Annotated in this window: 23 protein-coding genes; 11 read left to right on the top strand and 12 right to left on the bottom strand. The window is 57.8% G+C overall.

Going from position 1 to position 20,520, the window contains the following annotated elements; translation table 11 throughout:
- The first annotated feature begins 46 nt into the window (after positions 1 to 46).
- Together rpe and ACR3E6_RS08955 are read left to right on the top strand one after the other, a co-directional pair.
- Complete coding sequence (gene rpe, locus ACR3E6_RS08960) at positions 47 to 736, top strand: ribulose-phosphate 3-epimerase (protein WP_480486780.1); 690 nt, start codon at positions 47 to 49, stop codon at positions 734 to 736.
- A 364-nt stretch (positions 737 to 1,100) separates the two neighbouring features.
- Positions 1,101 to 1,625 (top strand): hypothetical protein, encoded by a 525-nt coding sequence (locus ACR3E6_RS08955; RefSeq protein WP_480486778.1) that lies wholly within the window; start codon positions 1,101 to 1,103, stop codon positions 1,623 to 1,625.
- 122 nt (positions 1,626 to 1,747) lie between these two features.
- On the opposite strand, the gene tuf is transcribed toward ACR3E6_RS08955, so the two are convergent.
- From tuf to parC, 3 genes are all read right to left on the bottom strand, one after another.
- Positions 1,748 to 2,923 (bottom strand): elongation factor Tu, encoded by a 1,176-nt coding sequence (gene tuf / locus ACR3E6_RS08950; RefSeq protein ID WP_171725214.1) that lies wholly within the window; start codon positions 2,921 to 2,923, stop codon positions 1,748 to 1,750.
- 112 nt (positions 2,924 to 3,035) lie between these two features.
- Entirely contained in the window at positions 3,036 to 3,629 is a 594-nt protein-coding gene (locus tag ACR3E6_RS08945) for a hypothetical protein (RefSeq protein ID WP_171637519.1), read from the bottom strand.
- 96 nt (positions 3,630 to 3,725) lie between these two features.
- The gene (parC, locus tag ACR3E6_RS08940) at positions 3,726 to 6,074 is read right to left on the bottom strand and encodes a DNA topoisomerase IV subunit A (protein ID WP_171724866.1); all 2,349 of its coding nucleotides are present in this window, start codon (positions 6,072 to 6,074) and stop codon (positions 3,726 to 3,728) included.
- Between the two features lie 203 nt (positions 6,075 to 6,277).
- On the opposite strand from parC, the gene ACR3E6_RS08935 reads away from it, so the two are divergent.
- From ACR3E6_RS08935 to ACR3E6_RS08910, 6 genes are all read left to right on the top strand, one after another.
- Positions 6,278 to 6,907: an SH3 domain-containing protein gene (locus ACR3E6_RS08935; RefSeq protein WP_245218198.1), complete on the top strand. Its 630-nt coding sequence runs from the start codon at positions 6,278 to 6,280 to the stop codon at positions 6,905 to 6,907.
- A gap of 69 nt (positions 6,908 to 6,976) precedes the next feature.
- The gene (locus ACR3E6_RS08930) at positions 6,977 to 7,804 is read left to right on the top strand and encodes an SDR family NAD(P)-dependent oxidoreductase (protein ID WP_480486775.1); all 828 of its coding nucleotides are present in this window, start codon (positions 6,977 to 6,979) and stop codon (positions 7,802 to 7,804) included.
- Between the two features lie 78 nt (positions 7,805 to 7,882).
- Positions 7,883 to 8,086, top strand: a complete 204-nt coding sequence (locus ACR3E6_RS08925; RefSeq protein ID WP_152457110.1) for a twin transmembrane helix small protein — start codon at positions 7,883 to 7,885, stop codon at positions 8,084 to 8,086.
- Positions 8,087 to 8,659, top strand: a complete 573-nt coding sequence (locus ACR3E6_RS08920) for a cob(I)yrinic acid a,c-diamide adenosyltransferase (protein WP_152457109.1) — start codon at positions 8,087 to 8,089, stop codon at positions 8,657 to 8,659.
- 191 nt (positions 8,660 to 8,850) lie between these two features.
- A complete protein-coding gene (locus ACR3E6_RS08915) occupies positions 8,851 to 9,609 on the top strand; it encodes an electron transfer flavoprotein subunit beta/FixA family protein (RefSeq protein WP_171637528.1) in 759 nt (252 codons plus the stop codon).
- Entirely contained in the window at positions 9,609 to 10,538 is a 930-nt protein-coding gene (locus ACR3E6_RS08910) for an electron transfer flavoprotein subunit alpha/FixB family protein (protein WP_210093766.1), read from the top strand. Before ACR3E6_RS08915 ends, ACR3E6_RS08910 begins: the two co-directional genes overlap by 1 nt.
- A 50-nt stretch (positions 10,539 to 10,588) precedes the next feature.
- Here ACR3E6_RS08910 and ACR3E6_RS08905 read toward each other — a convergent pair whose 3' ends face one another.
- Entirely contained in the window at positions 10,589 to 11,392 is an 804-nt protein-coding gene (locus ACR3E6_RS08905) for a DUF6473 family protein (RefSeq protein ID WP_480486772.1), read from the bottom strand.
- Between the two features lie 162 nt (positions 11,393 to 11,554).
- Here ACR3E6_RS08905 and ACR3E6_RS08900 point away from each other — a divergent pair, with 162 nt between their 5' ends.
- On the top strand, positions 11,555 to 12,430 hold the full coding sequence (locus ACR3E6_RS08900) for a 3-hydroxybutyryl-CoA dehydrogenase (RefSeq protein ID WP_171637532.1): 876 nt from the start codon (positions 11,555 to 11,557) through the stop codon (positions 12,428 to 12,430).
- 74 nt (positions 12,431 to 12,504) lie between these two features.
- On the opposite strand, the gene ACR3E6_RS08895 is transcribed toward ACR3E6_RS08900, so the two are convergent.
- From ACR3E6_RS08895 to ACR3E6_RS08860, 8 genes are read right to left on the bottom strand one after another with little or no spacing between them, the layout of a single operon-like run.
- The gene (locus ACR3E6_RS08895; RefSeq protein ID WP_171637533.1) at positions 12,505 to 13,404 is read right to left on the bottom strand and encodes a lysophospholipid acyltransferase family protein; all 900 of its coding nucleotides are present in this window, start codon (positions 13,402 to 13,404) and stop codon (positions 12,505 to 12,507) included.
- A 39-nt stretch (positions 13,405 to 13,443) separates the two neighbouring features.
- Positions 13,444 to 13,713, bottom strand: coding sequence for an HPr family phosphocarrier protein (locus ACR3E6_RS08890; RefSeq protein ID WP_152457104.1), 270 nt, complete (start codon positions 13,711 to 13,713; stop codon positions 13,444 to 13,446).
- A 16-nt stretch (positions 13,714 to 13,729) separates the two neighbouring features.
- On the bottom strand, positions 13,730 to 14,122 hold the full coding sequence (locus ACR3E6_RS08885; protein ID WP_152457103.1) for a PTS sugar transporter subunit IIA: 393 nt from the start codon (positions 14,120 to 14,122) through the stop codon (positions 13,730 to 13,732).
- Complete coding sequence (rapZ, locus tag ACR3E6_RS08880; protein ID WP_480486769.1) at positions 14,119 to 15,000, bottom strand: RNase adapter RapZ; 882 nt, start codon at positions 14,998 to 15,000, stop codon at positions 14,119 to 14,121. The genes ACR3E6_RS08885 and rapZ overlap by 4 nt, the downstream gene beginning before the upstream one ends.
- A complete protein-coding gene (locus tag ACR3E6_RS08875) occupies positions 14,997 to 15,467 on the bottom strand; it encodes an HPr kinase/phosphorylase (RefSeq protein ID WP_480486767.1) in 471 nt (156 codons plus the stop codon). The genes rapZ and ACR3E6_RS08875 overlap by 4 nt, the downstream gene beginning before the upstream one ends.
- 4 nt (positions 15,468 to 15,471) lie before the next feature.
- Positions 15,472 to 17,190, bottom strand: a complete 1,719-nt coding sequence (locus ACR3E6_RS08870; protein WP_171724862.1) for an ATP-binding protein — start codon at positions 17,188 to 17,190, stop codon at positions 15,472 to 15,474.
- 32 nt (positions 17,191 to 17,222) lie between these two features.
- Positions 17,223 to 17,927, bottom strand: a complete 705-nt coding sequence (locus ACR3E6_RS08865) for a response regulator transcription factor (protein WP_171169148.1) — start codon at positions 17,925 to 17,927, stop codon at positions 17,223 to 17,225.
- Between the two features lie 21 nt (positions 17,928 to 17,948).
- A complete protein-coding gene (locus ACR3E6_RS08860) occupies positions 17,949 to 18,272 on the bottom strand; it encodes a hypothetical protein (RefSeq protein ID WP_171229123.1) in 324 nt (107 codons plus the stop codon).
- On the opposite strand from ACR3E6_RS08860, the gene ACR3E6_RS08855 reads away from it, so the two are divergent.
- On the top strand, positions 18,271 to 19,869 hold the full coding sequence (locus ACR3E6_RS08855; protein WP_209835297.1) for a phosphoenolpyruvate carboxykinase: 1,599 nt from the start codon (positions 18,271 to 18,273) through the stop codon (positions 19,867 to 19,869). The two genes, ACR3E6_RS08860 and ACR3E6_RS08855, sit on opposite strands and share 2 nt — an antisense overlap.
- Before the next feature lie 358 nt (positions 19,870 to 20,227).
- On the top strand, positions 20,228 to 20,518 hold the full coding sequence (locus ACR3E6_RS08850; protein WP_152457096.1) for a hypothetical protein: 291 nt from the start codon (positions 20,228 to 20,230) through the stop codon (positions 20,516 to 20,518).
- Positions 20,519 to 20,520 lie beyond the last annotated feature (2 nt).

The following is a 20,520-nucleotide window of genomic DNA, read 5'->3' as shown; positions in this document are numbered from 1 at the left end:
TCAGGGGTATACGCATCCGCGACTCTTCAGCTGATACGAGGCCACCATGAGCTTTGACCGCACCATCAAGATCGCGCCGTCTATCCTGTCCGCCGATTTCGCCAATTTTGGGCAGGAAATTCAGGCCATCGAAGCGCAGGGCGCCGACTGGGTTCATGTTGACGTGATGGATGGCCATTTCGTTCCAAACCTGACCTTTGGCCCTCCGGCCGTGAAAGCCTTTCGCCCGCATGTGAAAACGGTGATGGACGTTCACCTGATGATCACGCCGGTCGATCCCTACATCCAGGCCTATGCCGATGCCGGAGCGGACATTCTGACCGCACATGTCGAAGCCGGCCCCCACACCCATCGCACCTTGCAGGCCATTCGCGGCGCCGGAATGAAAGCCGGCGTTGCCCTGAACCCCGGCACCCCAGCCGAAGCGGTCGAGCATCTGTTGGACCTCACGGATCTGGTTTGCGTGATGACCGTGAACCCCGGCTTTGGGGGCCAGAAATTCATCGACATGACTGGCAAGGTCAAAAAACTGCGTCAGATGATCGGTGATCGTCCGGTGCATATTGAGATTGACGGTGGCGTCGACCCGAATACCGCCCCGCTGGTGGCAGCGGCGGGTGCGGATGTGCTGGTGGCCGGTTCGGCTGTATTCAAAGGCGGTTCGGTTTCAACCCCACAGGTCTACGGAAACAACATCCGCGCTGTCCGGGCGGCGGCTGAATCAGCACTGTCCTGATTTGCAATCACCAGCGGCTGACGGCAAGACCGTCAGCCGCCGGTATGGATCACAGCCCTTGTCAAGTAAGGGCTTCAGTCCGTGCGGACCGCGCCCACATGAGACGCTCTGCCCGTTTCCTTGACGTCGCAGCAGGGAGGAGGACAGACGCGCATCGCCAATCCACGTCACGCCTCAAAAGCTGGGATCACCCCACCGTGACGTTCTTGTTGAGAACGCGCGTAAAGTGGGGTTGGCGGGGTTTGGCAAGGGGGAATCCATGCTCTGCAAACGGAATCATCGCGCGTTAAAGTTGCTTTCGGTATTGGGATTTCTCCTTAAGGATTATACCAACCGTCGACTAGCGTCATTCGAAGGAAACAATATGAAACACCTATTAGGTGCCTCCATTCTAATCATCGTAGCTTGTCGCGCGGTTTTAGCTGGCGAAACCGACTATGAGAGCCTGACTCACAAAATCGCCAAGATGTCTTTGACATCACAGCCGCAGGCAGCCGGACGAAAGAAAACCCAGCAGATCTCCTTTCCACAGAAATGTATGTTTTTGATCGGCACGGAAACTTCAGATCAAAACGGTATCTTGCATCAGGGAACCTATTTGAAAACTCCGATTGTAGACCTCCGCATCCTGAGAGCGGATGACCATTACGTTGTATTTAGTGGTGGGGGTGACAATGCAGAAAACTACTCGATTGCGTTCATGGAAACCTACAACAACGATGAAGCTCTTCAGCCTGCTGGCCAGCTCATTCGGGAGACAGCCATCGAATGCAATGAAACGCATTGCACAAGTGATTTGGGTAGCTCACACGCCGAACACTACAATTCAGCAGATAACAATTCACCTCTGTTAGAAGCGCTGGAAGAATTGGTTAATATTTGTAAATAGCCAAGGTCTTCACACAAAATAAAAAAGGCCGCCCCGGTGTGGAGCGGCCTTCTTTGGTTCGACGGTGTGGGCTCTCATTGCTCTTTCAGAGCAACTGCCGCCCACCAGTCGGCAAAGCCGACTTACTCGATGATTTTCGACACGACGCCGGCGCCGACGGTGCGGCCGCCTTCGCGGATGGCGAAGCGCAGGCCGTCTTCCATCGCGATCGGAGCGATCAGCTCGACGGTGAAGCCGACGTTGTCGCCAGGCATAACCATCTCGGTGCCGGCCGCCAGGGTCACGGTGCCGGTCACGTCAGTGGTCCGGAAGTAGAACTGCGGACGGTAGTTCGCGAAGAACGGGGTGTGACGGCCGCCTTCTTCCTTGGTCAGGATATAGGCTTCGGCTTCGAACTTGGTGTGCGGTGTCACCGAACCCGGCTTACACAGAACCTGGCCACGCTCAACGCCGTCACGGTCGATACCGCGCAGCAGGGCGCCGATGTTGTCGCCCGCTTCACCGCGATCCAGCAGCTTGCGGAACATTTCAACACCGGTACAGGTGGTTTTCTGAGTGTCGCGGATGCCGACGATTTCGATCTCGTCGCCAACATTGATCACGCCACGCTCGACACGGCCGGTCACAACGGTACCACGGCCCGAGATCGAGAACACGTCTTCAACCGGCATCAGGAACGGCTTGTCGACTTCACGCTCAGGGGTGTCGATGTAGTCATCAACAGCCGCCATCAGTTCGCGGATCTTCGCTTCGCCGATTTCCGGGTTGTTGCCTTCCATCGCGGCCAGAGCCGAACCTGCAATGATCGGAATATCGTCGCCAGGGTATTCGTAGCTGGACAGCAGTTCGCGAACTTCCATCTCAACCAGTTCCAGCAGCTCTTCGTCGTCGACCTGGTCAACTTTGTTCATGAACACGACCATCTTCGGGATGCCAACCTGGCGGCCCAGCAGGATGTGCTCGCGGGTCTGCGGCATCGGGCCGTCAGCGGCGTTCACAACCAGGATCGCGCCGTCCATCTGAGCGGCACCGGTGATCATGTTCTTGACGTAGTCGGCGTGGCCGGGGCAGTCGACGTGCGCATAGTGGCGGTTGTCTGTCTCGTATTCCACGTGGGCGGTCGAGATGGTGATGCCGCGCGCTTTCTCTTCCGGCGCACCATCGATCTGGTCATACGCTTTGAAGTCACCGAAATACTTGGTGATTGCTGCGGTCAGCGTGGTCTTGCCGTGGTCAACGTGGCCAATCGTGCCGATGTTGACGTGCGGTTTTGTACGCTCAAACTTTTCCTTTGCCATTCCTCAGGCGCCCTTTTGCGATTTGGGGGACCCTTGGTCCCGTGGTTACATCTGCGCGCGCGAGATATTTGGTTCAAAGGGGAAAATCAAGCACATCCTGAGGGAAAAGCGCTTATCCTGCCGGATTTTGCGTGACCTCGACAGATTCCAACGGCTGGATAAGGTCCGGCCGTTTGTCGAACCAGCCATTTTCCTTGTGCTCTTCAGCCAGCCATTCCTCGACCCGGTCGGCTATCTTGAGGGCCAGACCGCTCATCTGTTCTTCTTTTGTGCGCTCATGCCCCGATCCTTTGAGGGCACTTCCGCCGGTGGTGTCTTCCAGCACCTGGAATTGCTTACCCTTGGCCAGAAACTCTTTTTTCTTCACGTCATAGACGTTGACCAACACAATCGCAGTGCTTTTGGGGTTGTAGATCACAGGGATCCCCGGCGGGGCCAGCATGTAACCCTCGAGGCTGATGCCAAGGTCATATTCCTGTGAGCCTTCGTAACGCCCCAAACGAATATCAACCGCGTTCTGGATCGCTTTTGTCCATTCGTCAGGTGTGGCGTCCCGCGACACAGGTCCCTGAACGGCCTTGTCCGCAAAGGCATAATTCACGCGAAGCTTGAATTCTCCGAGGGATTCAGGCGGCTCATACACCTGTGTCTGTGTGCAAGCGGCCATCAGGGCCAGTCCGGTGATCAGCGTCAGAATGCGCAACATGTGTCGTCTCGATAGGCCTGTTTTTTGTTGATCTAGCGCACCGATACGGGTTGTGCAAAGCCGTATCGGCGGAAATTCACCCGCGCAGCAGCGCGATCACGAAAACTTATAGTCGCGCGGGAAGCCATAGGGCGGTTTTTTCCCGACACTGGCGCGTTTTGCCAGCCATTGCGTCATATCCGCCTCATGTCGGGTCTTGTCGCCGCCCATGGACCATTTGAGACCGTCTTCCCAGTTGAACGTCGTGATGTCGGACAAGCCCCCATCCAGCTCAAGCGTTCCCTGACGGCCCCGCGCCATATTGTATTTCTGCAAACGCACGCCCTTGCCGCGACCCATCTCTGGCAGTTCTTCCGTGGGGAAGACCAGGAATTTGCCGTTTTGGGACACGACAGCGACATGATCGCCTTCCACAGGCTTACAGATCATGGCCGTCTCATCACCCTTGACGTTCAGCACTTGTTTGCCGTTGCGCGTCTGCGCCAGCACGTCATCTTCCGGCACCATAAAGCCGTTGCCCGCGTCCGAGGCCACCAGCAGCTTGCGCCCCGGCTTGTGGATCAGAATGTCGATGATCTGCGCCTCGTTGGGCAGATCCACCATCAGGCGCAAGGGCTCGCCCATGCCGCGCCCGCCGGGCAGGTTGGCTGCGCTGACGGTATAGAATCGGCCATTCGAGGCAAAGACCAGCAACCGGTCGGTCGTTTCCGCGTGGAAGATGAAACGCGGGCCGTCGCCGTCCTTGAACTTCAACTCTCGCTTCAGGTCGATATGGCCGGTCATGGCGCGAATCCAGCCCATCTGCGAGCAGACGACCGTGATCGGCTCTTTGTCGATCATCGCCTCAAGCGGAACTTCTTCAACCTGTCCGGCCTCGGCAAACCGGGTGCGGCGCGCACCGCCTTCATAATCTTTGCCAAAGGTCTTTTTCGTCTCTTTCAATTGCTCGGCAATCTTGGCCCATTGCAGGGCGGGATCGGCCAGCAGATCTTCGAGATTGGCGCGTTCTTCCATCAGCGCGTCGCGTTCGCGAACCAGCTCCATCTCTTCCAGACGGCGCAAGGAGCGCAGGCGCATATTGAGGATGGCGTCGACCTGAACTTCCGACAGCTCGCCCTCGCCCGGCTTAGGCGTGACGTAGTCAGATTCGTCGGTGGCGCGAACGTGGTCGATGCCCCAATCCTCGCGCATCAGCGCGGCCTTGGGGTCGTCGTCATAACGGATGATGTCGATCACACGGTCGAGGTTCAGGAAGGCGACGATAAAGCCTTCGAGCACTTCCAACCGGTGGTCGATCTTGGCCATGCGGTGACGCGAGCGGCGCAGCAGCACCTCTTGCCGGTGATCAAGGAAGGCTCGCAACACTTCCTTCATCGAACAGACCTTGGGCGTCACCCCATCGATCAGCACGTTCATGTTCAGGCTGAACCGCACCTCGAGGTCCGAGTTGCGGTATAACATGCCCATCAGCACCTCGGGGTCCACGTTCTTGGAGCGTGGCTCGAGGATCAGACGGATATCGTCGGCGGATTCGTCGCGCACATCTGCGAGGATCGGGATTTTCTTGGTCTGGATCAGTTCCGCGATCTTTTCGATCAGCTTGGATTTCTGAACCTGATAGGGAATCTCGGTGACCACGATCTGCCACTGGCCACGGCCCAGATCCTCGACCTCGAACTTGCAGCGCAGTCGGAACGAGCCGCGCCCGGTGCGATAGGCTTGCGCGATGTTCTCGGGCGGTTCGACGATCACGCCACCGGTCGGAAAATCCGGGCCGGGGACATAGTTCAGCAACGTGTCGTCCCGCGCGTCCGGTGTTTTGATCAGGTGCAGGCAGGCGTCGCAAAGCTCCGAGATGTTGTGCGGCGGGATGTTCGTGGCCATGCCGACGGCGATACCGCTGGCGCCGTTGGCCAAAAGATTCGGAAACTGCGCAGGCAGCACCACAGGTTCGGTCAGCGTGCCATCATAGTTGTCGCGGAAATCCACGGCGTCTTCGTTCAGACCTTCCAGCAGCGCCTCGGCCACGATGGTCATCCGCGCCTCGGTATATCGCGAGGCCGCCGGATTGTCGCCGTCGATATTCCCGAAATTCCCCTGCCCGTCGACCAGCGGGTAACGCACGTTGAAGTCCTGCGCCAGGCGCGCCATTGCGTCGTAAATCGCGGCGTCGCCATGCGGGTGGTAATTACCCATCACGTCGCCGGAAATCTTGGCGGATTTGCGAAAACCTCCGGTTGCGCTGAGTCGCAGCTCTCTCATCGCAAAGAGGATTCGCCGGTGCACCGGCTTCAATCCGTCCCGCGCGTCCGGCAGGGCGCGGTGCATGATTGTGGACAGCGCATAGGTCAGGTAACGCTCGCCTATCGCGCGGCGCAGCGGTTCTGCAACCTCACCCCCGTGGTCGGGGGCCTCCATGTTGGGGTCGTCGATCGTATCGTTCATATATGATGTGATACGACGCAAGAACGCCTTGGTAAAGCAAGCAACGCGTATTTTACTGGGGACAAGTCGGGCTTTTTGCAACAGGGGGAGGCAAGTCGGTGTTTTCCCCGAATTTTCGACTCTGCCCTTCTATTATGCTACCATTCCAACAATTGAATGATTGCTGCCTTTTTTGTTGTTACGATTGAATTGGGGGATGCGCCATGACGCGCCTTGTACTTGTTACTTTCGCCGCACTCGGCTGGGCTTTTTACGTGATGAGCGGAGGTCCGGACTTTGAGCCGCGCGGGGTCCGCACAGCGGAGCCCGAGCGTGTTGCCATTGTCCCGAAACCTTCAAGACCAGCTATCGAACCCGCGCCCGCGGAAACGTTGGTCGTGCGCGCCGCGGTGAAGCCTCCGGCGCCGGTCGCACCGGTCACTGAACCTGTCGCCGAATTGGACGAAGCAGAAACCAAAGCGCTGTTGTCGCAAGTCGCGGCTGGTCTGAAGGCAAACCCCTCACTGTTCGCTGACGAAAACGTCACTCTGACCCTTGCGTCGCTGGAACAGGGTCTGGCCTCCCTCGAACAAGTCACCACCGACGCCGAGCTGCCAACGGTCGAACTGCCCGCCCCTGTTGAAGCCGCCAAGGATATCCGTGAAATTTCGGGAACCCGCGTGAACCTGCGCGATGGGCCGGGGACGATCTATCCGATCATCGGCAAAGCCAGGATCGGCCAGCAGGTTGAGGTATTTGGGGATTCAGGTACCGGCTGGTTGCGCCTGCGCGTGTTGCCGGGGCAACAGGTTGGGTGGGTTTCGGCATCACTCGTCCGGAAAACAACGAACTGACATCGAAGTGTCATTGCCCTGCCGCAAACCCCGCCATAGCTATGGGCGGGGATTAGGCTCGGAAGGCATATGCAGAAATCGATTCTTATCACGGGATGCTCGTCAGGCATCGGTCTGGACGCAGCACACGGGATGCGTGCACGAGGCTGGCGCGTTTTTGCATCCTGCCGCCAGCAACGCGACTGTGATCGCCTACGCGCACAAGGCTTTGAAAGCCCCAGAATCGATTACACTGATGCAGAGAGCATTACATTGGGTTTGTCCCACGTTCTCGAGGCTACAGGCGGCTCTCTGGATGCCCTTTTCAACAATGGCGCACATGGCTTGCCCGGCGCGGTTGAGGATGTTCCGACGGATGGCCTGCGCCATATATTTGAGACCAATGTCTTTGGTTGGCACGAGCTGACCCGACAGGTCATTCCCGTCATGCGGGAACAGGGTCATGGCCGGATTGTGCAGTGTTCCTCGGTTCTGGGGCTTGTCGCCTTCCCGTGGCGCGGCGCATATGTCGCCACGAAATACGCGATCGAAGGGCTGACCGACACGCTGCGGCTGGAACTTCGGGATACCGACATTCACGTCGTCTTGATCGAGCCCGGCCCCATCACCTCAAAACTCCGGGAAAAGGCGATCCCATTGTTCGAGAAATACATCGACTGGGAAAACTCGGCCATTCGGGGGAAGTACGAAGACTCGTTACTGAAGCGCCTTTATGAAAGCAGTGGGCCAGACCGATTTGAATTGCCCGCCTCTGCCGTCACGGACAAGCTGGCCCATGCGGTCGAGGCCCGACGCCCCAAACCACGTTACTATGTGACCACTCCGACATATATCGCCGGGATACTGCGCCGCATTCTGCCTACAAACGCCTCTGATCGAATCCTTTCGGATATCTGAGACGATATTTCCCGTTCGCTTTTCGACGCCCTGACGCTAGATGGGTGGTAATCGAAAAAAACCGGACGGTGACTTCAAATGGACCTTGTGATGGTCATTCTGCTTCTGGCTATGGCGGCAGTTGTCGTAGTGCTGGCCTTAGGCATCGCGAATTTCGGCAAAGGCGGCATGGAAGCGGCCAAGAAAAGCAACAAGATGATGCGCCTGCGCATTCTCTTTCAGTTCATCGCCGTGTTGCTGATCGTGCTTTTCGTGTATCTGCGCGGACAGGGAGTTCAATAAATGGTCGTACTCAACAAAATCTACACACGCACTGGCGATGACGGGAAAACCGCCCTGGGCAACGGAGAGCGCGTGGCAAAATATTCGGGCCGCGTTGCAGCCTATGGCACCGTGGACGAACTGAACGCTTTTGTCGGCGTGGCACGGACCGAGGCCGAAGGTGATGTCGAAACCGCGCTGTCGCGCATTCAAAATGACCTGTTCGATCTGGGTGCCGACTTCTGTCGCCCCGACATGGAAAAAGACGCCGAGGCCGATTATCCCCCCCTACGCATCGTGCCTGCCCAGATCGACCGGCTGGAAGCCGAGATCGACGCAATGAACGAGACGCTGGAACCTCTGCGCAGTTTCATCCTGCCCGGTGGCTCGCGCTTGGCAGCACATCTGCATGTCTGCCGGACCGTTTCGCGCCGGGCGGAACGGCTTGCGGTCGAGCTGACGAATATGGAGCCCGTCAACGACGTGGCGGTCAAATACCTCAACCGTCTCAGCGACTGGTTCTTTGTTGCAGCACGCTGCGCAAACGCAAACGGCAAAGACGACGTGTTGTGGGTTCCGGGCGCGAACCGCTGATCGCGAAATACAGAGTCGCGGGTAATATTCTTTCGCCACTTGGCAAAAAAATTGCAAAACGCGACGTCCCGACGCCATGACGTGACGATTTTGCTCTGTTGTGCCACTGCGGCAGGCGCTATCTAGTCGGTCGAGAGCATTGGTGGAGTCGCCTGCGCGGCTTACCGTTTTTTTGAGGAGAAAGCGCTACAATGAAGGTACTGGTGCCTGTCAAACGCGTGATTGACTACAATGTGAAGGTCCGCGTGAAAGCGGACGGTAGCGGTGTTGATCTCGCCAATGTCAAAATGTCGATGAACCCGTTCGACGAGATTGCGGTGGAAGAAGCTATCCGCCTGAAAGAAGCCGGCAAGGCCGACGAGGTCGTTGCTGTTTCGATCGGCGTGAAGCAGGCGCAGGAGACGCTGCGCACGGCGCTGGCCATGGGGGCTGACCGCGCAATCCTGGTTGTGGCGACTGACGATGTACACACCGATATCGAGCCTCTGGCCGTTGCCAAGATCCTGGCCAAAGTGGTCGAAGAAGAGCAGCCCGGCATTGTTCTGGCAGGCAAGCAGGCGATCGACAACGACATGAACGCCACCGGCCAGATGCTGTCGGCGCTGTTGGGCTGGTCCCAGGGCACCTTCGCGTCCGAGCTGGACATCGAAGGCGACACCGCCAAGGTCACCCGCGAGGTCGATGGCGGCCTACAGACCATCAGCGTCAAGATGCCCGCCATCATCACCGTCGACCTGCGTCTGAACGAGCCGCGCTATGCCTCGCTGCCCAACATCATGAAGGCGAAGAAAAAGCCGCTGGACGAGAAAACCGCCGCCGATTACGGCGTCGACGTCACCCCGCGTCTGGAAATCGTCAAGACCGAAGAGCCGCCGGCGCGCGCGGCGGGCATCATCGTGGGCTCGGTTGACGAGCTGGTCGAGAAACTCAAAGAAGCGGGGGCTGTGTAATGGCTGTACTTCTGCTTGCCGAAGTGAACAACGGCGAATTGGCGATGGATGCGACCGCAAAGGCCGTGACCGCCGCGAAAGTGCTGGGCGACGTGACCGTTCTGGCCGCTGGGGGGTCTGCCGCTGCTGCCGGTGAGGCCGCCGCCAAGATCGACGGCGTATCCAAGGTTCTGGTCGCCGAAGACGCATCGCTGGGCCACCGCCTGGCGGAATCGACCGCAGCCCTGATCGTGGGCCTGGCCGATGGGTATGAGCACATCGTTGCCCCTGCCACCACCGACGCCAAGAACGTGATGCCGCGCGTTGCAGCGCTGCTGGACGTGATGGTGATCTCGGATGCCTCGGGCGTGGTCGATGGCTCTACGTTTGAGCGCCCAATCTATGCGGGCAACGCGATCCAGACCGTGAAGTCGAACGACGCCAAGAAGGTCGTCACCATCCGGACCGCCAGCTTTGACGCTGCCGGCGAAGGTGGTTCGGCCGCGGTCGAGACCGTGTCGGTCGGCGAGAACCCCGGCCTGTCGTCCTGGGTTGAGGACAAGGTTGCCGAAAGCGACCGTCCAGAGCTGACCTCGGCCGGCGTTGTTGTTTCGGGCGGCCGCGGTGTCGGCTCGGAAGAAGACTTCAAACTGATCGAAACCCTGGCTGACAAGCTGGGCGCTGCGGTTGGTGCGTCGCGTGCGGCCGTTGACTCGGGCTATGCGCCGAACGACTGGCAGGTGGGTCAGACCGGCAAGGTTGTTGCCCCAGATCTGTATGTCGCCGTCGGTATTTCGGGCGCGATCCAGCACCTGGCCGGCATGAAGGACTCGAAGGTCATCGTGGCGATCAACAAGGACGAAGAGGCGCCGATCTTCCAGGTCGCCGATTTCGGCCTGGTCGCAGACCTGTTCCAGGCGGTACCGGAACTGACCGAAAAGCTCGGCTGAACCGGATATCCGGATTGATCTGTAAAGGCCCGCCAACAGGCGGGCCTTTTTCAGTTCAGGTTCCGCAAGGCGTTTAGCAGGTGTTCGGCAATTTCTCGATGCGCGGACGGGCCGATCATATGTTCCGCAATTGGCTGCTGAAGCGTTCCGAACATTACGTCTTCGAGAGCATCCGATCGCGCGGATACAGCGACCGAAACCTCGACGACATCTGCGCATAGCGGGCGTAGCTTTTCGATCATGGCGGCGTCGGGCACGATATGGTCGACATGCGATCCGGTTTGCCGCTGCACATGCAGCCAAAGCAGAACCACGCCGGGTTCGATCCGTTCTATCAAGTCCCCGGTGGCGCGTATCCAGACCTCTCGCAGCTCCTGCGTTACGACTTCGAATCGTGCGTCTTCTGTTGCGCTCAGCTGCTCCAACAAATGGCGCACAAAATGGATTTCCGTGAAGTCAACATCCGGGTACAGCCCCAGCAAGTCCGCGGTGGGTTCAAGGAACCGATCGTTGCGACGCGGGTGCACGCGGTAAAACCGGTTCGATTGACGCAGAAGATCGGGCACCTGCAACACGCACAGGTCTGACTGATTGACCAGATTCAGCACCCCCGGATCAGTGGACAACGCTTCGATTCCGCAAAACAGGCTGCCGAAGTTTACGCATGGCTTTCCCAATCGCTTCTCAAGCACGGCAGGAAACGGGTAATCGACGAATCTGCCGAAAGTTTCCTCTCCTCCCAGACAGGCCACATAGGGCTGGTTCAACGTGCCGGGTGGACCCCGGAACCAAAGTTTCGAGTTGGCATATTGGCAGGCGGACTCCCCGCCGCTGTTTGTCTGATGAAAGCTCATATCAAGCCCCCGTTTTCTCACCCGGTGCCATCTTGCGGCCTTAGATATTGAGATTTTCCTAATGCGCGCATTTGAAGCGAAATTGACCGCCTTGATCCTCTTGCCGCCTGCCCCGGTCTGCCGATACTGTCGCGGTATCCTACAGGGCAAAGGCAGCTGAACATGGAAGTTAAATCGGTCGGGGTGATTGGCGCGGGGCAAATGGGCAACGGCATTGCCCATGTTATGGCGTTGGCGGGATACGACGTCTTGCTGAACGATGTCAGCCAGGATGCTCTGGACAACGCCATTGCCACAATCGAAGGTAACCTGGCGCGGCAGGCGTCGCGTGGCAAAATCACCGAAGAGGCGATGAAGGCTGCACTGAAACGGATTACGACCACGCTTGAGTTGCCGAAACTGGGCCAAACCGATCTGGTTATCGAGGCAGCAACCGAGCGGGAAACGATCAAGCAGGCGATTTTCGAGGACCTGCAACCTCACCTGCTGCCGCATACGATTCTGACGTCAAATACATCCTCGATTTCCATCACCCGCCTGGCAAGCCGCACGGATCGGCCCGAACGGTTCATGGGTTTTCATTTCATGAACCCTGTCCCTGTTATGCAGCTGGTGGAATTGATCCGCGGCATCGCCACGGATGAAGAAACTTTCAAGGCCTGCAAAGCGGTGGTGGATCGGTTGGGCAAAACGGCGGCCAGCGCCGAGGACTTTCCGGCCTTTATCGTGAACCGGATCCTGATGCCCATGATCAACGAGGCTGTCTACACACTCTATGAAGGTGTGGGGAACGTTCAATCCATCGACCAGTCCATGAAACTTGGGGCGAATCATCCCATGGGCCCGCTGGAATTGGCGGACTTCATCGGGTTGGATACCTGTCTGGCGATCATGAACGTGTTGCATGACGGGTTGGCCGATACCAAATACCGCCCCTGCCCCCTGCTGACGAAATATGTCGAGGCCGGGTGGCTAGGGCGCAAGACCGAGCGCGGCTTTTATGATTACCGTGGTGAAGTTCCGGTACCGACACGCTGAAGGGGGCCAACCCCCTCGCCCGGACTTTGTCCGGGCTCACCCCCGGGATATTTTTGGCCAGATGAAGACGCGGGTCAGGTCTGTTCCGACTTGCCCAGAGACATGGTGTGATTTCTGAGCCAGGCCATGAAACCGCGCGGGTCGCGTTCCAGCAGTTCCATGTCGCGGTCTGAAATCGGTTCGCCGATCACCGGCGACTGAGGTTTGTTGCAGGATCGGACGATCTCGTGCAGCAACAATCCCTGCCGGAGAATTGCAGAGACACGGTTGGCGATCTGATACCAGCGCGAATTGCTGCCCGGAAAGAAAATCGGCACCACACGCGCGCCTGAACGGCGGATCATCTTGGCGGTGAACACGTTCCATTCCCGCTCGATCGCAGGCCCGAACCAATCATCCGAGGACATCACAACACCGGATGGGAACAGCGCCACAACGCCGCCGTTTTTGAGATGTTCCATGGCTTTGCCGCGCATTTCCAGCATCTTGGCCTGCGCCTCGGGGTCATGTGGGAACGGAACCGGAATCATGAATGACGTGGCCGCTTCGTCCAGCCCTGTCAAGACCGAACGGGTCAGGATGCGGTAATCGCTGCGTACCCGGCCGATCAGTTCTGCCAAAATCATGCCATCGACCATACCGTGCGGGTGGTTCGCGACAACAACAACCGGGCCGGTCTTGGGAATGCGGTCAATCTGTTCCTGCGGTGTGGTCAGGTCGATTCCCATAGTCTTGAGGGCACCGCCCCAGAACCGCTGGCCGCGATAGTATTCGTTCTTTTTTTCGAACTTGTTGACCATGCGCAAAATGGTCAGCTTGCCTGTGCACCACTCGATGGCCCGAATGGCGGTCGCTGTCCAGGCATCGTCGAATGAATTCGCATAGGTCAGCGTTCTACGGTCGTAGATCTCACCCTGATCTGTGGTCCCATCCACCACCGGGTTTGTCTTGGTCTCGTGCGTCGTTTCCGCCAATTCCTGGTCTTCCCGTTCTTCCTGTCCCGGCGGGGTGGCTTAGAACCCCTCTCCGAACTTGTCGTTCACAAGCGTTTCCAGAGCTTCTGCCAATGCCTCAGCATCCGGCCCGGACGTCTCGACGTCAATAGTTGTTCCGCGCGATGCTGCCAACATCAAAAGGCCCATGATGCTGTCGCCCGATGCAGAAAGTCCGTCTTTTGACACCTCAGCATGTGCATCAAACCCCTCGACAACCTCAACCAGTTTTGCCGAGGCGCGTGCATGCAGGCCCTTTTCATTGATAATTTTCAGGCTTCGGCTCGTCATATTCAATAATCCGTTTTTAATCCAATGTCACATTCTGCGCATTGATGTACTTCCGTCCAGCCTCCATTGCCTGACGGACGGCATCACCAATGGGCAAGTGGCGACTTTTGGCCAATTTGATCAGCATCGGCAGGTTTGCCCCATACAGAATACGCCGATCCTGAGGCGCGCAGGCACGCAGGCTGAGATTCGAGGGGCTTCCGCCAAAGAGGTCGGTGACAACAACGACACCATCTCCGGTGTCCACTTCGTCCGCGGCACGGCAGATTTCGGCCTGTTTTTCGTCCCGATCATGGTCAGCCTCGATCGCGACCGCCACGAGGCTGGCCTGTGGTCCGACCACGTGTTGTGTGGCGGCCAGGTATTCCTGAGCCAACCCACCATGTGCAACGATCACAATTCCGATCAATCCGACCTCACATTCAACGACCGACGTTCCATCTCGCGATGCCTAATTGCCACCTGCTGCCCGTCTTCCGCAAGGGCCTTTGCAACGGCCTCTGCCAGGGCAACTGATCTGTGCTGGCCCCCTGTGCACCCAAACGCCACGGAAAGATGCGCTTTGCCCTCGGCCTGAAAAGCCGGCAGCAACAGGGTCAGCAAGTCCAGCACACGTTCAAAAAACGGTAAGTAGTTAGCGTCTGAATGCACATAGTGCGCAACGTCAGGGTTTCGACCATCCGCTGCGCGAAATTCCGGGCGCCAGTACGGATTCGCCAGAAATCTGCAATCGAACACCATGTCCAATCCGCGCGGCAGCCCGCGTTTGTAAGAAAAGGATTCGATGGAAACCGCCAGATGCCGCCCGCCTTGCGGGGCGAACCAGTTCTCGACCTCTTCCCGCAGCTGATGCACGTTCAGAAGGCTGGTGTCGATCAGTGTATCCGCAATCTCACGTATCGGCGCCAGCAGCTCTTTTTCGCGCTGAACGCCGGTTTCCGGGCTGGCATTCTTGGCGACGGGATGCCGCCTTCGGGTTTCTGAAAACCTACGCACCAGAACATCATCACTGCAATCCAGGTACAGAACCGTCAGATCGACCTGCGCCAAGCGGCCCAGCTTTTCAGCCAATTCTATGAAACCGATCGTCGAAAAATCACGGTTGCGGGCATCTATACCCAAAGCCATCGGACGGTCGCTGTCAGCACTGTCGAGCAAGCGCGACAAAAGACCCATCGGCAGATTGTCGATGGCTTCAAAGCCCAGATCTTCCAGCACATGAATGGCTGTGGATCTGCCTGCCCCAGAGGGCCCCGTGACAAGTACGATCCGTCTTTGCGATGTCATGTGTTCGGCCATTCCGGGTTTACGTGCCCATTTCCTAGAAGCTGCATCATCGCTACAGCCAAGTTGGGCACGCCTTCACCCCGAAGCAAGGGAACAGTTTGCCTCAGCACGGAAACCGTCAAAGGGTCGGGCAGACGCTCGGGCTCAGGCTGATCCAGATCCACCACGTAATCCAGCGGAACCGGACCACTGGGTTCGGCTTTGATCAGGCCAATTTGGCGCGCCTCGATCAAACCGCGGATCTGCGATACGGCCGAAGCGATCACCCGATTCTGCTGCATCTCTAGATTGACTCGGTCATCGGCGACCAGTCTCGCGCCGAACGCCATCATTTGCAACGCCAGCCCGGATTTCCCTGTGCCGGACGCACCGATGATCAAAAGCCCGCGTCCGGCAACCGAAACGCAGGAGGCATGAACACAGGCGCTGTCCTGATCTTTCGCGAGTGACAACGAATCAATATGCATGGATTTAGACGGGCAACCCCACGACAAAGCGGGCACCCAGCGGATCCGATGTGATATCGGCCTCTGTCGGGCGGATGTTCTCAGCCCAGATCACCCCGCCATGCGCTTCGACAATCTGCTTGGAGATCGCCAAGCCGAGACCCGAGTTATTGCCGAAATGTTCCGCCGGACGCTGCGAGTAGAAACGCTTGAACACTTTGGTAAGCGCCTGTTCGGGAATCCCCGGGCCAGTGTCTTCGACAACCACCAGCACGCGGTTGTCCCGCTGCCGGACCCAAACGCGAATTGCGTCATTTTCCTCGCAGAACGAAATGGCGTTGGTGATCAGATTGACAAAGACCTGCGCAAGACGCGCTTCCAGCCCGTTGATCACAATTGGCTCAGAGGGCAGATCCGTAATGTAATCGATGCCCTTGGAGCGTGCATCTTCACCCAGATACTGGCCGAGATTGCCCAGCAGCTTAAGCAGGTCAAAGGGCTGCTCTTCTTCCTTGACCAGTTCCGCATCCAGACGCGACGCATTTGATATGTCGCTGACCAGCCGGTCCAGACGCCGTACGTCATGCTCGATCACGTCCAGCAGCTTGTCGCGCTGATCCTCGCGCTTGACCATCCGCAGCGTTCCCACGGCGGATTGCAGGCTGGCCAGCGGGTTTTTGATTTCATGGGCGACATCGGCGGCAAACTGTTCGTTTGCGTCGATCCGGTTGTAGAGCGCGGTCACCATACCCCGCAAAGCGCGGCTGAGACGTCCGATTTCATCAGGACGGGCGCTGAGGTCGGGAATGCGGATGCGCCCGGGATTGACACCCGTGCCCCGGTCTTTGCCCATCTCTGCCGCGGATGCCAGATCGGCCAGCGGGTTCGCAATGGTCGAGGCCAGGACAAGGCTGAGGCCCACGGAAACCAGCAGGGCCACGACAAACATCTGAAGAATGCGCTCCTGCTCGCGGCGGGCAAGCGCGTCGATTTCACCAGCCGGGCCGGTAATCGCCACCGCGCCGGCGGGTACATCCTGATAAAGAACTGGTGCCGCAGCCACGATGACCGTCTCACCCGCGCCATCTTGTACCGCCTGCACCTGGCTTTGACCGGCAATCGCTTGTGGAATAATGGTCTGAACACGCTGCGCCAACGTCGGTGCCTCGGTGTCAGTCGACCAGTTCAGCAGGTTTGACAAACCCGTCCAAACGGCATTCAGCGTGTCGCTGATCACCGTACTGCCGGTCTGCATCTCGGCCTCGGATTGCAGAAGAACCGGCATGTCAGAGGCTTGCGGGGCACCACGTGTCCAGCCGATCAGCGTGCCACTGGCGTCATAAACAAAAACCTCGCCCCCTTCGGGTAAGGTGAGGCCAGACAGGGTATCCTTGACGTCCAGGTTCCCGGCATTCTGCCCGGATTGCTGTGCGCCCTGACGCAACTGGGTTTCAAAAACGTTGCTGACAAGTTGCGCATCGCCCAGCAGATTGCGGGCGGTCTGCTGAACCTTCTCTTTTCGCGAGTCGTCCAGATACAACAACCCAGTGACCAGGATCACCAGAGCGATCAGATTGAACGTGATGATTTTGCGCGCCAGAGGAGAACCACGCAGCGAAAACAGGTTTCTCCGCGATCGCTTTTCCCTTAGCTCCGCTGACTCGGGGTCCTGGGGAATGACCCAGTCATCCCCAAGAACGACGTCACCGTCGCGCAATTCGCTGGCTTGTTCGGTGTCGCGCACGAGACCCCATTACCTCTTGCAGGCGGCCGCGCCTATTCTTCGTTGTAACGGTAACCGATACCATACAAGGTTTCGATCGCCGAGAACTCGGGATCAGCCGCGCGCATCTTTTTCCGCAGACGCTTTATGTGGCTGTCGATCGTCCGGTCATCCACATAGACCTGATCATCATAGGCGACATCCATCAGCTGGTCGCGGCTTTTGACGAATCCCGGACGTTGGGCCAGCGCCTGAAGCAGCAGGAACTCGGTCACGGTCAGGGACACATCATTACCTTTCCAGCTGACCGCATGGCGCAGCGGGTCCATCCGCAAGTCGCCGCGCTCCATGACTTTGGTGTCATTGCTGTTGGATGCGACCGCATCGCCGCTTGTCGCCTCTTGCCGGCGCAGCAAGGCCCGAATGCGTTCGACCAGCAGACGCTGCGAAAAAGGTTTCTTTACATAGTCATCCGCGCCCATGCGCAGGCCCAAAACCTCGTCGATCTCATCGTCTTTCGAGGTCAGAAAGATCACCGGCATCTGCGTCTTCTGACGCAGCCGTTGCAACAGATCCATGCCGTCCATCCGCGGCATCTTAATATCCAGAACAGCCATGTCCGGCAGTTTCTTGTTGAACGCATCCAACGCGGCCTGGCCATCATTATATGTTTCAACCTCGAAACCTTCGGCTTCGAGGGTCATGGATACAGACGTCAGAATGTTTCTATCGTCATCCACAAGTGCAATCTTTGACATCGGGCTCACCCCTATTCCTGCTCACTCGCGCAATAATTCGCTTATTTGTAAGGCATTGTTGGCGGTTTTAAGACGCCGAATCAATCCGTAACTGCGAATCATGCCTTTGTTGCGGCAGGTCTGCGGCAAATTTGCCTTTATGCCCGCAAAAATCTGCCCACTTTTCCGACATTGAATTTCTGATGGCGCTAAACCCGGACTTGGTTGCGCTAACTGCGTCAAACCCGCCTGTTCATGCCATGAACGACCGTGATAAGACGCGCTCAGCCGCCGGTTTTCCCGGCTCACTGCCCCAAAGGCGCAACGGCCAACGACCTTCGCGCCGCCACAGGAGAAGACACACATGACATCTGGACGGGTTAACCCGCAATTCCGCCTCGAAGATCAGGGCATCGAGGGTCTGGGCAATGTCTATTACAACTTCATGGAGCCGGCGCTGATCGAAGAGGCGCTGAAGCGCGGCGAAGGCACACTTGGCAATGGTGGAGCGTTCCTGGTTACCACAGGCAAGTTCACCGGCCGGTCGCCAAAGGACAAACACGTCGTCAAGACCGACACCGTTGCCGACACCATCTGGTGGGAAAACAATGCCGAAATGAGCCCCGAGGGCTTTGACGCGCTGTACGAAGACATGCTGGCTCACATGAAGGGCCGCGATTATTTCGTGCAGGACCTCGTCGGTGGTGCGGACCCGGCTTACGCAATCAATGTACGAATGGTTACCGAGCTGGCGTGGCACAACCTGTTCATCCGCCACCTTCTGCGTCGCCCGGACCGCGAAGATCTGGATGAGTTCACGGCCGATTTCACTGTCATCAACTGCCCCAGCTTTCAGGCCGACCCGGCAAAGCATGGCTGCCGCAGCGAGACTGTGATTGCGATGAACTTCGACCGCAAACTGATCCTGATCGGCGGCACTGAATATGCCGGTGAAAACAAGAAGTCCGTTTTCACCCTGCTGAACTACATGCTTCCTGAAAAAGGCGTGATGCCGATGCACTGCTCGGCCAACCATGCTGTTGGCAACCCGGTCGATACGGCCGTGTTCTTTGGCCTGTCCGGCACCGGAAAGACCACCTTGTCCGCAGATCCTTCGCGCATACTGATCGGGGATGACGAGCACGGCTGGTCCGATCGCGGCACCTTCAACTTCGAAGGCGGTTGCTATGCCAAGACCATTAACCTGAATGCCGAGGCAGAGCCGGAAATCTATGCCACCACTTCGAAGTTCGGAACCGTGATCGAAAACATGGTCTTCGACCCCGAAACCAAGGAACTGGATTTCGACGATGACTCGCTGACCGCCAACATGCGCTGCGCCTATCCGCTTGAATATATCTCGAACGCATCCAAAAGCGCACTGGGTGGTCACCCGAAGAATATCATCATGCTGACCTGCGACGCGTTTGGCGTTCTGCCTCCGATCGCGCGGCTGACGCCGGCACAGGCCATGTATCACTTCCTGTCGGGTTTCACGTCAAAAGTCGCCGGGACCGAACGCGGCATCACCGAGCCGCAGCCGACATTCTCGACCTGTTTCGGCGCGCCGTTCATGCCCCGTCGCCCTGAGGAATACGGCAATCTGCTGCGGGACAAGATCGCCCAGCACGGCGCGACCTGCTGGCTTGTGAACACCGGCTGGACCGGCGGCGCCTATGGCGTGGGCAGCCGGATGCCGATCCGCGCGACACGCGCCTTGCTGACCGCCGCTCTGGAAGGGTCCCTGCGCGACGCCGAGTTCCGCAAGGATGCCAATTTCGGCTTTGACGTTCCAGTCTCTGTCCCGGGGGTTGCCGAAGTTCTGCTGGACCCGCGCCGTACCTGGGACGATCAGGCAGCCTTTGACAAACAGGCCGAAAAGCTGGTGCAGATGTTTGCCGAGAACTTTGAACAATATCTGCCCTTCATTGACGATGACATCAAAGCCGTCGCAATCGGATAAATCAGGAAAAGGGGCCACAGCGCCCCTTTTTTACTACACTCACTGTGCTTCTCCCTACGGTTGTTTGTCGCAATAAGCACATACAATTGCGTTGTTTCAAAATGAAATTTGCGCTAGCCCTGATAATCGCTGAGACGAAAAAACCCGGCACTTTTGCGCCGGGCACTGACTGAAATTAAATTGGGGGTCGCTCATGTGCGCACACTCACAACGCTGGATTGAGCAACCTAATCAGTCACCTAGTCTAAGTAATTGGGGATGAGTGTCAACACGAGACCTGCTGACTTGCGCGTCATTCAGCATGGCTCAAACAGTCGCAATTAGGCGGCAAATGACACGGCAAACGATAGGTAACATTATGACTGAGATCTCGAAACTCACCGAACTGCGCAAATTGATGCAAAGCATGGAGCGCACTTTAGGCCTGGAAAAACTATCTCCGGTTGAACGCGACATCTACTATGCCGCCGAAGAGCTTTCCAAGTCCGATCAGGAAGTGCGCACATTCGGCCTGATCGAGCACACGTTGGTTCAAAGTGTTTCGCGCCCAACATTCTTTCGCGCACTGAAGTCGCTGGTCGAAAAAGGCTATCTTTCTCAAAGCGGCAGCGCCAACCGGGGACGGTATATCGTTCATGCACCCAAATGATG

The organism is Ruegeria sp. AL3, from assembly GCF_056536065.1.
This window is presented reverse-complemented; position numbering and strand designations above follow the sequence as displayed.

Coding starts and splice junctions, on each gene's coding strand:
- rpe (WP_480486780.1), top strand. CDS start 47: ATGAGCTTTGACCGCACCATCAAGATCGCGCCGTCTATCCTGTCCGCC.
- ACR3E6_RS08955 (WP_480486778.1), top strand. CDS start 1,101: ATGAAACACCTATTAGGTGCCTCCATTCTAATCATCGTAGCTTGTCGC.
- tuf (WP_171725214.1), bottom strand. CDS start 2,923: ATGGCAAAGGAAAAGTTTGAGCGTACAAAACCGCACGTCAACATCGGC.
- ACR3E6_RS08945 (WP_171637519.1), bottom strand. CDS start 3,629: ATGTTGCGCATTCTGACGCTGATCACCGGACTGGCCCTGATGGCCGCT.
- parC (WP_171724866.1), bottom strand. CDS start 6,074: ATGAACGATACGATCGACGACCCCAACATGGAGGCCCCCGACCACGGG.
- ACR3E6_RS08935 (WP_245218198.1), top strand. CDS start 6,278: ATGACGCGCCTTGTACTTGTTACTTTCGCCGCACTCGGCTGGGCTTTT.
- ACR3E6_RS08930 (WP_480486775.1), top strand. CDS start 6,977: ATGCAGAAATCGATTCTTATCACGGGATGCTCGTCAGGCATCGGTCTG.
- ACR3E6_RS08925 (WP_152457110.1), top strand. CDS start 7,883: ATGGACCTTGTGATGGTCATTCTGCTTCTGGCTATGGCGGCAGTTGTC.
- ACR3E6_RS08920 (WP_152457109.1), top strand. CDS start 8,087: ATGGTCGTACTCAACAAAATCTACACACGCACTGGCGATGACGGGAAA.
- ACR3E6_RS08915 (WP_171637528.1), top strand. CDS start 8,851: ATGAAGGTACTGGTGCCTGTCAAACGCGTGATTGACTACAATGTGAAG.
- ACR3E6_RS08910 (WP_210093766.1), top strand. CDS start 9,609: ATGGCTGTACTTCTGCTTGCCGAAGTGAACAACGGCGAATTGGCGATG.
- ACR3E6_RS08905 (WP_480486772.1), bottom strand. CDS start 11,392: ATGAGCTTTCATCAGACAAACAGCGGCGGGGAGTCCGCCTGCCAATAT.
- ACR3E6_RS08900 (WP_171637532.1), top strand. CDS start 11,555: ATGGAAGTTAAATCGGTCGGGGTGATTGGCGCGGGGCAAATGGGCAAC.
- ACR3E6_RS08890 (WP_152457104.1), bottom strand. CDS start 13,713: ATGACGAGCCGAAGCCTGAAAATTATCAATGAAAAGGGCCTGCATGCA.
- rapZ (WP_480486769.1), bottom strand. CDS start 15,000: ATGACATCGCAAAGACGGATCGTACTTGTCACGGGGCCCTCTGGGGCA.
- ACR3E6_RS08875 (WP_480486767.1), bottom strand. CDS start 15,467: ATGCATATTGATTCGTTGTCACTCGCGAAAGATCAGGACAGCGCCTGT.
- ACR3E6_RS08865 (WP_171169148.1), bottom strand. CDS start 17,927: ATGTCAAAGATTGCACTTGTGGATGACGATAGAAACATTCTGACGTCT.
- ACR3E6_RS08855 (WP_209835297.1), top strand. CDS start 18,271: ATGACATCTGGACGGGTTAACCCGCAATTCCGCCTCGAAGATCAGGGC.
- ACR3E6_RS08860 (WP_171229123.1), bottom strand. CDS start 18,272: ATGTGTGTCTTCTCCTGTGGCGGCGCGAAGGTCGTTGGCCGTTGCGCC.
- ACR3E6_RS08850 (WP_152457096.1), top strand. CDS start 20,228: ATGACTGAGATCTCGAAACTCACCGAACTGCGCAAATTGATGCAAAGC.